General features: G+C 59.0%; 10 protein-coding genes. 5 read left to right on the top strand and 5 right to left on the bottom strand.

Going from position 1 to position 12043, the window contains the following annotated elements; translation table 11 throughout:
* Positions 1-81: 81 nt before the first annotated feature.
* Entirely contained in the window at positions 82-471 is a 390-nt protein-coding gene (locus tag ASF13_RS00815) for a tautomerase family protein (RefSeq protein ID WP_056231375.1), read from the top strand.
* A 176-nt stretch (positions 472-647) separates the two neighbouring features.
* On the opposite strand, the gene ASF13_RS00810 is transcribed toward ASF13_RS00815, so the two are convergent.
* The gene (locus ASF13_RS00810; protein ID WP_056231372.1) at positions 648-1799 is read right to left on the bottom strand and encodes a porin; all 1152 of its coding nucleotides are present in this window, start codon (positions 1797-1799) and stop codon (positions 648-650) included.
* A gap of 208 nt (positions 1800-2007) precedes the next feature.
* Positions 2008-3156 (bottom strand): porin, encoded by a 1149-nt coding sequence (locus ASF13_RS00805; RefSeq protein WP_056231370.1) that lies wholly within the window; start codon positions 3154-3156, stop codon positions 2008-2010.
* Positions 3157-3723: 567 nt separating this feature from the next.
* On the opposite strand from ASF13_RS00805, the gene opgB reads away from it, so the two are divergent.
* Positions 3724-6015: a phosphatidylglycerol--membrane-oligosaccharide glycerophosphotransferase gene (gene opgB / locus ASF13_RS00800; RefSeq protein ID WP_056231367.1), complete on the top strand. Its 2292-nt coding sequence runs from the start codon at positions 3724-3726 to the stop codon at positions 6013-6015.
* Positions 6016-6195: 180 nt separating this feature from the next.
* Here the strand turns inward: opgB and asnB are convergent, their stop codons facing one another.
* On the bottom strand, positions 6196-8043 hold the full coding sequence (asnB, locus tag ASF13_RS00795; protein ID WP_056231364.1) for an asparagine synthase (glutamine-hydrolyzing): 1848 nt from the start codon (positions 8041-8043) through the stop codon (positions 6196-6198).
* A 309-nt stretch (positions 8044-8352) separates the two neighbouring features.
* On the opposite strand from asnB, the gene ampH reads away from it, so the two are divergent.
* Entirely contained in the window at positions 8353-9525 is a 1173-nt protein-coding gene (gene ampH / locus ASF13_RS00790) for a D-alanyl-D-alanine-carboxypeptidase/endopeptidase AmpH (RefSeq protein ID WP_072166250.1), read from the top strand.
* Between the two features lie 129 nt (positions 9526-9654).
* Here the strand turns inward: ampH and ASF13_RS00785 are convergent, their stop codons facing one another.
* Positions 9655-9957: a helix-turn-helix transcriptional regulator gene (locus tag ASF13_RS00785; RefSeq protein WP_056231360.1), complete on the bottom strand. Its 303-nt coding sequence runs from the start codon at positions 9955-9957 to the stop codon at positions 9655-9657.
* A gap of 120 nt (positions 9958-10077) precedes the next feature.
* Between ASF13_RS00785 and ASF13_RS00780 the strand changes: the two genes are divergently transcribed.
* Positions 10078-10332, top strand: a complete 255-nt coding sequence (locus ASF13_RS00780) for a helix-turn-helix transcriptional regulator (protein ID WP_056231357.1) — start codon at positions 10078-10080, stop codon at positions 10330-10332.
* A 245-nt stretch (positions 10333-10577) separates the two neighbouring features.
* The gene (nlpA, locus tag ASF13_RS00775; RefSeq protein ID WP_056231354.1) at positions 10578-11390 is read left to right on the top strand and encodes a lipoprotein NlpA; all 813 of its coding nucleotides are present in this window, start codon (positions 10578-10580) and stop codon (positions 11388-11390) included.
* Between the two features lie 89 nt (positions 11391-11479).
* On the opposite strand, the gene ASF13_RS00770 is transcribed toward nlpA, so the two are convergent.
* Complete coding sequence (locus ASF13_RS00770) at positions 11480-12034, bottom strand: UPF0149 family protein (RefSeq protein ID WP_056231351.1); 555 nt, start codon at positions 12032-12034, stop codon at positions 11480-11482.
* Positions 12035-12043 lie beyond the last annotated feature (9 nt).

The raw sequence follows: 12043 nt of genomic DNA, 5'->3' as shown, positions 1-12043 counted from the left end.
CAGATACAGCAGGGTGCTACCAGCAGACCCGCCGTTCACTGGCCGCATAAATCCAGCAAACAAGACAATGTCGAGGTATCTATGCCGTTACTGCAATTTGATGTGATCCAGGGCCGTTCCGAGTCTGAACTGAAAATGCTGCTGGACGCCGCGCACCGTGCCGTGCTGGCCGCCTTTAAGGTGCCTGAGCGCGATCGTTATCAGATTGTTCAGGAAAACAAGGCTTATCAGATGGTGTTTGAGGATACCGGCCTCGGCTTACAGCGCACCGATAATCTGGTGATGGTGCGGGTGTTTACCAGCCCGCGCAGTAGCGAGCAGAAACAGTTCTTTATGGCTGAGCTGTGCCGTGAGTTTAAAGAGAGCTGCGGTATTCTGCCCTCCGACGTGATGATCACCTTTATCACCAATGAGAAAGGTGACTGGAGCTTCGGCAACGGCGTGGCGCAGTATCTGACCGGCGAACTGTAATGCTCAGACCGTACCGCCGCTAAGACGGCGCCAGGGCCACAAAAGTCAGGGGATGCTGAACGCAGTGGTCAACGTGGTGGTGAGCGTGACGGTGAGGATAACGGAGAGAAGGTAGCCTGGGTGGCGGCGTGCTACCGCATGAAGCCCCCCGGCGAACGCCGGGGAGCAGGTTACGCTTAGAAGTCGTAACGCAGACGCACCAGGTTCATATCACCCAGTTTGTCGGTGCTGGAGGTAAATACGTGTTCGTAGTCAACACGGAAACCGTAGTCCAGCTTGAAGGTCACGCCCAGGCCGTTGTCGATGCGCTGGTAGTCACGGCCGGAGACGTACTGCAGACGGTCACCCATCACATACGGCATCACCGACTTCAGACCATACTGATCCACCGGTACGGTGTAACCCGCCAGGTATTCGATACCCCAGGCATCACCGGCGAAGTAGTCATGCACGTTAGCTTTTTTGGTGGTCAGGAAGTTGTTGTAGTAACCACCGCCGAAGCTGAAGGTCCAGTTATCCGGTTTCCAGGTCAGCGCGGTACCGAAGATATTCTGGTCCCAGGACTCGCTGTCGCCGTTGCCCGGGTTACGCATTTCGGCGCGGGTATAGTTCCACGCGGTGCCCCACGTCAGGTCTTTGGTGATATGGGTATCCACGCCCAGCGAGCCGCCGCCCTGGCGCTTGTAGCGCAGGCCGTTGCCCGGCAGGTATTCGCTGTCGGCAAACAGGTAAGAGGCGTAGAAGTCGGTGTTGCCGTAGCTGTTTTTGTACTTCAGCATCTTACGTGAACGGTATGAGCCGTCGTAATCACCGTTGATGCCGTTACCCGGCGCCTGGCCGACCATATCGTAGTCCCAGATATCGGTCTTCGCACCGACCACATCGTAGTAGACGCTGTTCTGCTGGCCGAAGGTCAGCGTACCCCAGGTGTCACTCTTCAGGCCGGTATAGAGCATACGACGGGTGGTGTCATGCGCGCCTTTTGCGTGGTGGCTGTCCCAGTCAAACACCGCCGGGATATTCACACCCAGCTCGTAATAGCTTATCCAGCTGATGTCATCGAACAGGTAGTAATCTGCCGCGAAACGGAAACGGGTACCGCCGTCAAAGCCGTTACGCTTATAGGCATTGCTGCCGTCCGGGCCGGTGATGTTATTGAACTGCGGACGAATGCTGCCGCCCACGGTAAAGTTCAGGCGGCTCAGCGGGTTACCCGCCTGCGGATCCTGTTTCAGTACGGTAATCTCTGCGTTAGCGGCAAACGATGCACTGCCCACCACCAGTCCCAGGCCAATGGCCTGAGTTAAAGTGCGCATTTTAGTTAACATTTATTTCTATCCCTTATTATTTTTTAAGAATTGTTGCGCGAAAATAATACCGCGATCTGTGAGATAAGAAATTAGCAAAAATTACTATTCTGTGCTTTCACGATGTGAATTTCTTAAATTAATATTTCAAAATATTTATTTTTTAATCGATTTAATCATTTCGTGCTTATTTACTCTACCCAACCTAAACGAAAGTAAATAAGCGCACTCAGAAATCATAACGCAGACGCATAAAGTTGATGTCGCCCATACGATCGTTGCCTGAACGAAAAACGTGCTGATAATCAATGCGAAAACCTTTTTTTAAATAGAATACCACGCCGAGGCCGTTCTCACGTATAAAGCGCCGCTGCGGCCCATGCCCGGCGCGCAACCGATCGCCAAACCAGATCGGCATAACGGATTTCAGTACCGGCATCTGCACCGGGAAGTCGCGCCCGACAAAATAACTCGCCCCCCAGGCATTGTGCGCAAAGTAGCGATCTGCAGGCTGACGCGCCAGCGCAACGAAATGGTGATACCAGCCGCCACTGACCGCCACCGTCCACAGCCCCGGCTTCCAGCTTACGGCGCTGCCCAGCAGCTGCTGATTCACCCGCCGCGCGTCGCTGTGGTCATCATTGCGCAGCGAGTCGCGGGTCATCACCCCCGCCACGGCCAGCGTCAGGTCGGGGGTGACCCGATAGTCAACCGCCAGCCCCGCGCCGTTATGACGCTTAAAGCGCAGGCCGTGGCGTAACAGCCGTTCGTGCGCGCTGCTCATATAGCTGGCATACAGGGTGGCCGGCCCGAACGGCCTGACGTACATCAGGGTGTTGCGCGTTCCCCACGAGCCATCGATGCTGAAACCGGCGCCCAGCGTGGCCGGTTCAGCGTGCAGATCGTTACCCCAGATATCTGTTTTAGCGCTGATGGTTTCGTAATAGACGCTGTTGCGCTGCCCCCAGGTCAGCTCGCCCCAGCGCTCGCTGCGTAGCCCGCTGTACATCTGGCGGCGGACGGTGTTGCGGGCACCGCTGGCGTAGTGGCCCTTCCAGCCGACGATTTTCGGGATATCCATGCTGTTTTCATACAGGTTAACCAGCGACAGATCCTCATCAAGGTTGTAATTAAGCCGCAGCATATAGCGCGAGCTGCCGTCATACAGATTGCGCTGGTATGAACCGCGATCGCTGCCGCCCATCACGTCAATCACCACGGCACGGATGCTGGCCCCCGCCGCCACATGGATGCGGCTCAGCCCCTGCTCACCGCTGCGTTTGCCTTCTTTCAGAGTAACTTCAGCCGCGACGGGGCGGGATAACAGCAGCAGCCCCAGGGAAAAAACGATCAGACAGTCTCTGCGCGCAGTATACATAGCCATCCCTCCGTGACGGATTACCCTGATACTGCGCTCGTGATCATTCAGAGTGGAGAGCACACTTAAACGCTCATTTTGTCATCATGAAACGGCAATACGTGCGGGCAGCACAGATTGCTGAGGGGTTAAGCGCAAAAACTTGCACCGGATAACACTTCTGCACCGTGCACATCCCGCAGCGTCTGCCGTCTGGATTACAGGCTTCACTATCAGATGGGCCCGTCGCTCCGGGATGTTAGCGCGGGCTGTGCGATGTGACTGACGACTTTTGTCGCAGATTCCGAAGCAGAAATATGGCCTGCTTAACACTTCTGCAACTCTGTGGCGCAGCGTCTCCCCAGCCGGGGCGTAATCGGTTAATTTGACCACGCGATGTGCTCTGCTGGTGAAGTTAAACAAACGTTAAACAAACCCGTTACCATCAGTAACCATCGCCTTTTTTCACTGTTCGCCAGGCGGCCAGGCGGGGATAATCCGTCCTATTACAAAATATTTCAGTGTGCATTTTTTACGCTTCGCCTCTGCATGACAGGGACTGCGTCACACCAGGGGAAGACCGATTTAATGATTTCTGCCACCTTATCGCTGCTACTGTTTGCCGCCTCGGCGGCGCTCTATTCGTGGAAAGCCGGACGCCACCGGCTGTGGTTTACGCTGCTGTTGATCCTGCTGGGGACCAGCCTGATCCTCAACGCCACGCTGTTGGCCAGTAATTACTTCACCGGTGACGGGATTAACGACGCGGTACTCTATACCCTGACCAACAGCCTGAGCGGTGCCGGAATGCAAAAGTATCTGCTGCCCGCCGCCGGGCTGGTAGCCGGGCTGGTGGCGATCGTTGCCCTGCTGGCGTGGGTGCTGCGGTTGCGCAGGCATACCCCTTACCGTCGGCGCTGGAGCCTGCTGGCGCTGCTGCTGGCGATCGCTTCAGTTGCAGCGACCCCCGCCTGGCACCAGACCACCGCGCTGGTGAAGTCGCAACTGGCGCGCGCCGATTCGGATTTTTCCAGCCACTATCAGGTACCGTCGAAGAACCTCTCCGGCGACCGGCCAAACCTGGTGTGGATCTACGCGGAGAGCCTGGAGCGCACCTATTTTGATGAGCAGGCGTTTCCCGGACTGGCACCGGAGCTGAACAGCATCCGTGCCGAAGCGGTCGATTTCAGCCACACCGAACAGCTGCCCGGCACCGAATACACCATCGCCGGCATGGTCGCCTCACAGTGCGGCATCCCGCTGTTCGCCCCCTTTGACGGCAACGCCTCCAGCTCACTCTCCACGTTTTATCCGCAAAACGTCTGCCTGGGCGATATCCTCAAGGCTGCGGGTTATCAGAACTGGTTTTATCAGGGGGCCAGCCTGAGCTTTGCCGGTAAAGATCTGTTCCTCTCGTCGCACGGTTTCGACCATCTGTACGGCTTTAACGAGCTGAAAAGCGTGGTGAAGGACCCGAAATACCGCAACGACTGGGGCTGGTATGACGACACGGTGCTGGATCTGGTGTTTGATAAGTACCTGGAACTGGCGAAAACCAACCAGCCGTTCTCACTGTTTACGCTGACCGTTGACACGCATCATCCGGACGGGTTTATCTCGCGCAGCTGCCAGCGCAGGTCTTATCCGTTCGAGGGCAAAGAGAACAAATCCTTTGCCGCCGTGGCCTGCGGCCAGGAGCATATTGCCCGGCTGATTGAGCGCATTCGCGCCACGCCGTACTTTAAGAACACCATTATCGTGGTCAGCTCTGACCATCTGGCGATGAACAACACCGCCTTTAAGTACCTGAACCAGCACCCGCGTTCCGATCTGTTCTTTATGCTGCGCGGCGACAGCGTGCGCAGCGATGTGCTGACCATGAAGCGCAGCACGCTGGATAACGGGGCCACGGTGCTGGACGCGATGGGCGGCGATAACTTTATCGGCCTCGGGCGCAGCAGCCTGTCGTCCACCTCGCTTTCCACCACCTTCCTGGATATCAAAGAGAAGATTAACGAGTGGAAGCCGGACGTCATCGCGCTGTGGAACTTCCCGAAAACCATTAGCGATTACAGCGTTGATACGGTGAAAAACAGCTTCAGCTTCTCCGGCACCCACTTTACGCTGCCGCTGCTGCTGTCGGTACAGGACGGACGCATCGAACCGAAGCTGGATGCGTATCTGGCCACGCCGCTGAAGCAGCAGCTGGCAAAATTTGCCGCCGGTGAGCGCTTTGTCTGGATCGACCGCTGCTACAAAATCGGCAGCGTGTGGGATGAGTCGAAGATGCTCAACAATAATCTGTGCATCGCCAGCGGCACGCTGAACGCGCCGCCGCTGATAAGTGAAGTACAGCCCGGCAGCAGCAAGGGTAAAATCAGCTTCCCGGACACTGAGGCTGATGAAAACAGCTGGCAGCAGGCGGTTGCCCGCCTGAACGTCAGCGACGCCGACCTGAAATACCGCGCAGACCGCATTCTGTTTAACCTGCCGGGGCTGCCGCAGGAGGTGCAGAAGGTGAGTGGCCTGTCATACGTTGAGCCGTGGGGCCGCTGGTCCGATGCCAACCTGCAGCCGCAGGTGACGGTACAATACCTGCAGCCGCTGCCCGCCCGATTCCGCCTGACCCTCACCGCCCGCGCGATTGGCCCGAACGCCCTGCGCCCGGTAACGGTACAGGTCGGCGGCTGGCAGCAGCAGGTGACCTTCAGCGAACAGGCGGGCAACGTGCAGCTGGAGGTGGATAACCCCGATGGCGCACGCGTGATAAGCCTGGTGCCGCCGGAGCCGGTGGAATCCAGCGAAGGACTGACTGACGGGTTTACCGCCCGCAGGCTGGGCATCGGCCTGGTGAGCCTGCAGGTAGAGCCGCTGCCGTAAGACTGTCGACCGCGCCGCAGCCATAAGACTGCGGCGTGCAACCCAACAGCGGCGACCACGATCGCTGAGCGCCTGGCCAGGCAGGCGCGCCTGGCACTGCACCTGCGGTCGCTGGCCGCTCAATGGCCTGTCTGTCAGCTCGCCCCCCTGCGAGGCGGGTCCATCTGGGCGGCTCCCCTCCTAGAGCACCAGTTCGATCTGGTAACTTTCCATCCAGCGATTCAGCCCGACCACCATCTCCAGCCCGACGCGACTGTCCAGCATGCTGCTGCTGCCAGGCGCTTCGGCCAGTTTCGTCCGCAGCTGGCCTTCATCCAGCAGCGCCCTGACCGGCGCATTGCTGTCCTGCAGGATCGCCGCTGCCGCAGTGCGCAGCGCCCGCTCATAGGCCGGGTCCTGAGTAGAGGGGTACGGGCTTTTCAGCCGCTGGTATACCGACTGTGGCAACAGATCTTTGCCCGCCTCGCGCAGGATGCTCTTTTCCCGACCGTCGAAACACTTCATTTGCCACGGGATATTGAACACATACTGCACCAGCCGGTGATCGCAGAACGGTACCCGCACCTCCAGCCCCACCGCCATGCTCATGCGATCTTTGCGATCCAGCAGCCCCTGCAGAAAGCGCGTCAGATTCATATAGCTGAGCTGACGCATCCGCTGGTCACCGGCGTTCTCACCGGGCAGTACCGGGCAGGCCTGCCGCGCCTGCGAAAAACTGTCATGCAGGAATTCGTCCATGCGGAGCTGCTTCAGTAACGCCGGGTCAAGCAGGCTGGTATCGTCCAGATATTTACCGGAGACCGCATTCAGCCACGGAAAAATATCGCCCTGTACCGACTCGGGATCGTAGAACCAGCGATAGCCGCCAAACACCTCATCGGCAGACTCGCCGGAGAGCGCCACGGTGGAACGTTTACGCACCGCTTCAAACAGCAGATAGAGTGACGGCCACAGGTCGCCGTAGTGCGCGGGCGGCAGATCCAGCGCACGGATCACCTTATCGCGAATGTCGCTGCCCGCCATATTCAGGCTGTCGAGCACGATCTCGGCGTGCTCCGAGTTGAGCATCTTCGCCACGTCGCGCACGTAGGGGGCATCCGGCGTGGCGCGCAGATCGTCACTAATAAAATCGATGCCATGCGACCGGAAATCGACCGAGAACGTTCGGATATTATCGCGCCCCTGCTCCAGCAGTTTTTTCGAGGCCAGCGCGGTCACCAGCGACGAGTCCAGCCCGCCGGAGAGCAGGCTGCACATCGGCACGTCGGCGACGATCTGCCGCGCGATAATGTCATCCAGCAGCTCACGGGTATGGCCGATGGTCTGCTCCAGCGAGTCGGTGTGATCGTTAGCCTCCAGCTGCCAGTAACGGTGGCGATGGTTGCCCTGCGGAGTAAACTGCATCATCTCGCCGGGCTGCAGCTCCGCCATGCCGCTGAATACCGCATGGCCGGGGGTTTTGACCAGTTCCAGCAGCTCACGCAGGCCATCGGCGCGCACCCGCGCCGGCACCAGCGGATTGGCCAGCAGCGCTTTCGGTTCAGAGCCGAAAATCACCCCGTCAGGGGTGGTAAAATAGTACAGCGGTTTGACCCCCATCCGGTCACGCACCAGCAGCAACGACTGTGCCCGCAGATCCCAGATGGCAAAGGCATAAATGCCGTTGAGACGGCCGACAAAATCATTGCCCCACTGCAGCCAGGCGCGCAGCACCACCTCGGTATCGCTGCGGCTGGTGAAGCGCTGCCCGAGCCCTTCCAGCTCGGCTCTCAGCTCTTTGAAGTTATAGACCTCACCGCTGTAGGTGATAACGGCATCCACGCCGCGGTGTCCTGCCATCATAGGCTGTGCGCCACCCGCCAGATCGATCACCGACAGGCGCCGGTGCCCGAGGCCAACCGGCCCGGCAATCCAGATACCCTCCGCATCGGGTCCCCGCAATGCCATGGTATCGGTCATTTTTTGCAGCGTGTCGCGCTGATCCTGCATCTGACGGCTGTAAGATAACCATCCCGTTATTCCACACATTTTTTAACTCCTGTTGGTTGTTTTTAAATACCTCCTTAGCTTTAGCCTGTCCGGGATTAAGCTTCATCTCAAAGAAATTTATTTAGTAAAAACATGATGATACGAGGTTTTCTATTTTGACTGATCCGTGTTTTCTTATTAAAAAAGGCCTATTACACACCGATATTATTAAACGGCTGGCGCGGGTGATACTCTCGTTTCCGGAACGCGTTGTCCTCATCCGCTGCCGGGGTTTCACGAAACGCTTGCAGTTAAAAACAAAGAATTTACACTGCCAAGTCATCACTCACTGACAGGGATGCTCCCCCGTTGAAACACCTACTGCCCGCCGTGCTGCTCACCGCCGTAACCCTGCCACTGCACGCGTCCGCCCGTACCGCCCCCGACCCGCTGCTGGCGTCAAAGGTGGTTGACCGTTACGCCGATAATATCTTCTATAACACCAAGGCCAGCGGGATGGCGATCGTGGCGATTGATGCCAATCAGCGGGTGTTTGCCAGCCGCGGCGCGGTACGCCCCGGCAGCCCGCAGCGGCCGCAGAAGGATTCGGTGGTGCGCATCGCCTCGCTGACCAAGCTGATGACCAGCGAACTGATGGTTAAGCTGGCAGAGGAGAACAAGCTCAAACTTGACGATCCGCTGAGCAAATACGCCCCGCCCGGCAGCCGGGTGCCGGCGTTTAACGGCCAGCCGATCCGGCTGATCAACCTGGCCACCTACACCAGCGGCCTGCCGCGCGAGCAGCCCGGCGGCAAAGCCAACCGCGCCGTCTTCACTTGGCCGACCTACAACCAGCGCTGGAACTGGCTGAGCACCGCGAAGCTGACCTGGACGCCGGGCGAACGCGCCAGCTACTCCAACGTCGCCTTCGACCTGCTGGGGGATGCGCTTTCCCGCGCCGCAGGCAAGCCCTACCCGGCGCTGCTCCAGGAAAAAATCACCCGCCCGTTGGGGATGAAAGACACCACCTTTACGCCGTCGCCGGACCAGTGCCGACGCCTGATGATCCCGGCGAAAAGCCCGAGCCCGTGCAATAACTCGCTGGCGGCGATCGGCAGCGGCGGCGTCTACTCGACGCCGGACGATATGGGCCGCTGGATGCAGCAGTTCCTCTCTTCCGACGTGCAGGCGCGCAGCGCGCAGGTCGACCGCCTGCAGACCATGATTTACCAGCGCAGCCAGCTCAGCCAGGTGGTAGGCATGGACGTGCCGGGCCGCGCCGATGCGCTGGGCATGGGCTGGGTCTATATGGCACCGCGCGACGGTCGCCCCGGCATCATCGAGAAAACCGGCGGCGGCGGCGGCTTTATCACCTATATGGCGATGGTGCCGCAGTACAGCGTCGGCGTGTTTGTGGTGGTCGCGCGCTCTAATGAAACCCGCTTCACGCCGATGAGCGACGGCGTACACAACCTGCTCACCGAGCTGATTGGTAACACCTCCGACAGCGCGAAGCTGGCCGCCAGCATTATGGCAGACTGACCCTACCCCGCAGGCGTCGCCGTTGCAGACCGGTTTCAGACGGGCAACGCGCATTAACGGGCAGTGATACCGGAGTCAGCCGGTTACAGGCGGGCATGCGCGCAGGCCGGACGCGGCGGCAAACCGGGGCTAGCCCGTTTTGCTGCCCGCCGGGTGCGGTGCCACAACGCACAGCCGCGGGCTGCGCATCAGCCGTTCCCGCGCCAGCAGCCGCCCGCGCTGATCGAAATAACGGCTGGGCCAGATCACCGACGGGTGTACCCCCAGCGCGCGGGCGATAATAAACTCACCCTTCGGCCACGGCTTTTTCAGCGCGTTGGCCAGGGTGCCGGAACTCAGCCCGGCCTGGCGCGACAGCGCCGCCAGCGAGCTTTTGCGTTTCTTAATCGCCGCAACGATGTCAGCCGGATGCATATCACTTTTCATCTTCATAACGTCCTCTCCTTGTGTTTGGCACCTCATCTCCTTCAAACTTATCACTAAGTATTACTTAGTACAATTTACATGAGCAGCTTAGAGAATCCTGTTAATTGTTCAGAAGTCAGGATCGACATGCTGCCACACCGTCTGAAAGAAGCCCGTCTGCAAAAAGGGATTTCACAACAAAAACTGGGGATCCTGGCCGGTATTGACGAAGCCACCGCCAGCGCCCGGATGAACCAGTACGAGCGCGGTATTCACGTGCCCGATTTCGAGCTGGTCTGCAGGCTGGCAAAGATACTCGGCGTGCCGTCGTGCTTTTTCTACACGCTGGAAGATGAGCTGGCCGTGCTGGTGGTGGCGTGGTATCAGCAGAAGCCTGATTAATATGGCCGGGTGGCTGTTCAGGATGGGAGCCGACTCCATCCGATTGGGCCACAGGTTTTACTCTTTTTTGATCGGGCAACTGGCTTACTCTGAGAACCCGGCTTTCTTCAGGTAAGTGACCTGCGCGACAGGTCATGCAGCCTGATTATATCTTGTTCCTTTTTATCATAAGCCTGCACGATTGACTCCGCCTGCCTTTCGCGGATAGTGATGCGTTTTCTGCTTCTGAATGAAAGGATTAACCCGTGAAATACTCCACTCTCCCCCTCGTTGCCGGTGCGCTGGCGCTGGGCCTGCTGCTGGCAGGCTGCGATAACAAAAAACAGGATACTCACCACATCAAGGTCGGTGTAATTAACGGTGCCGAACAGGACGTTGCCGGGGTGGCGAAGCAGGTGGCCAAAGAGAAGTACGGCCTGGAGGTCGAGCTGGTCGGCTTTAGCGGATCGCTGCTGCCTAACGACCCGACCGCCAGCGGCGATCTCGATGCCAACGTATTCCAGCACCGCCCGTTCCTCGAGCAGGATAACAAAGCCAAAGGCACCACGCTGGTGGCGGTGGGCAACACCTTCGTCTTCCCGATGGCCGGCTACTCGAAGAAAATTAAGCAGGTCAGCGAGCTGAAGGACGGCGACACCATCGCCATGCCCAACGATCCGACCAACCTTGGCCGCGCGCTGCTGCTGCTGCAGAAAGAGAAGCTGATTACCCTGAAGGCCGACACCGGGCTGCTGCCGACCGCGGTGGATATCACCAGCAACCCGCTGCACCTGAAGATTATGGAGATCGAAGGGGCCCAGCTGCCGCGCGTGCTGGATGACAAACAGGTGACCGTGGCGATTATCAGCACCACCTACCTGCAGCAGACCGGCCTTAACCCGGTGCGCGACAACGTGTTTATCGAAGATAAAGAGTCGCCTTACGTCAATATCATCGTCACCCGTGAAGACAATAAGGACGCCGCCAACGTGCGCGACTTTATAAAATCCTACCAGTCGCCGGAAGTGGCGGCGGCGGCAGAGAAGATCTTTAACGGCGGTGCGGTGCCGGGCTGGTAAGCCCCGCTAAAAACGCCACCGCCCCCGGCAGACGGGCTGGCGGGGGCGGTGGACGATAGCTGACGGACGGTGGCCGGTAGCCTGACGGCTTAGTGAAGCTGCCACTTCTCCGCCAATTTCAGCGCCGCGGCGCGAATAACGGCGACGCTCTCTTCATAATCTTCCGCCGTCAGCGTCTCCAGCTGCGCGGCGTTCTGCTCCGGCTGGCCGTGCAGCGCGATGGTCGCCAGCGCCGGCTTCATGGCTTCCGGCAGCGTCGACCAGTCGCCGAGCGCCACGCCCTTCATGTAGCCGACGCACCAGTCTTCCACCACGGTGAACTCCTGGCCTTCCATCTCATTGGTGCCGAACAGCGGATCGAACTGATCCGGGTAGTCGCGCAGGCGATCGACGATATCGTTGGTCTGCTGCGCCACCAGGTTCATAAAGGTCTGGAACTGCTCTTCCGACTCCCAGTCCGGGAAGTCGCCGCCCCAGATCGTCGGCAGCCACAGCTCTACTGCGACCGGCTGCGGCGGGGTCACCACCGCGGTCAGCAGGCCGTCCAGCTCTGAGGCGTCCAGCACCGAGTCATCGTTGCCATATTCTGCCAGCACATCGTCCAGCCATTCCAGTTGTTCAGCGCTCAGTGGGCCCTGGGTCATTGTTCTCTC

It is taken from the genome of Erwinia sp. Leaf53 (genome assembly GCF_001422605.1).
GTDB lineage: Bacteria > Pseudomonadota > Gammaproteobacteria > Enterobacterales > Enterobacteriaceae > Erwinia.
The sequence above is the reverse complement of the archived record's forward strand: the minus strand, read 5'-3'. Positions and strand labels throughout refer to the sequence as shown.

Excerpts from the sequence above, each read along its gene's own strand:
- ASF13_RS00815 (WP_056231375.1), top strand. The coding sequence starts at position 82 with ATGCCGTTACTGCAATTTGATGTGATCCAGGGCCGTTCCGAGTCTGAA.
- ASF13_RS00810 (WP_056231372.1), bottom strand. The coding sequence starts at position 1,799 with ATGTTAACTAAAATGCGCACTTTAACTCAGGCCATTGGCCTGGGACTG.
- ASF13_RS00805 (WP_056231370.1), bottom strand. The coding sequence starts at position 3,156 with ATGTATACTGCGCGCAGAGACTGTCTGATCGTTTTTTCCCTGGGGCTG.
- opgB (WP_056231367.1), top strand. The coding sequence starts at position 3,724 with ATGATTTCTGCCACCTTATCGCTGCTACTGTTTGCCGCCTCGGCGGCG.
- asnB (WP_056231364.1), bottom strand. The coding sequence starts at position 8,043 with ATGTGTGGAATAACGGGATGGTTATCTTACAGCCGTCAGATGCAGGAT.
- ASF13_RS00785 (WP_056231360.1), bottom strand. The coding sequence starts at position 9,957 with ATGAAGATGAAAAGTGATATGCATCCGGCTGACATCGTTGCGGCGATT.
- ASF13_RS00780 (WP_056231357.1), top strand. The coding sequence starts at position 10,078 with ATGCTGCCACACCGTCTGAAAGAAGCCCGTCTGCAAAAAGGGATTTCA.
- ASF13_RS00770 (WP_056231351.1), bottom strand. The coding sequence starts at position 12,034 with ATGACCCAGGGCCCACTGAGCGCTGAACAACTGGAATGGCTGGACGAT.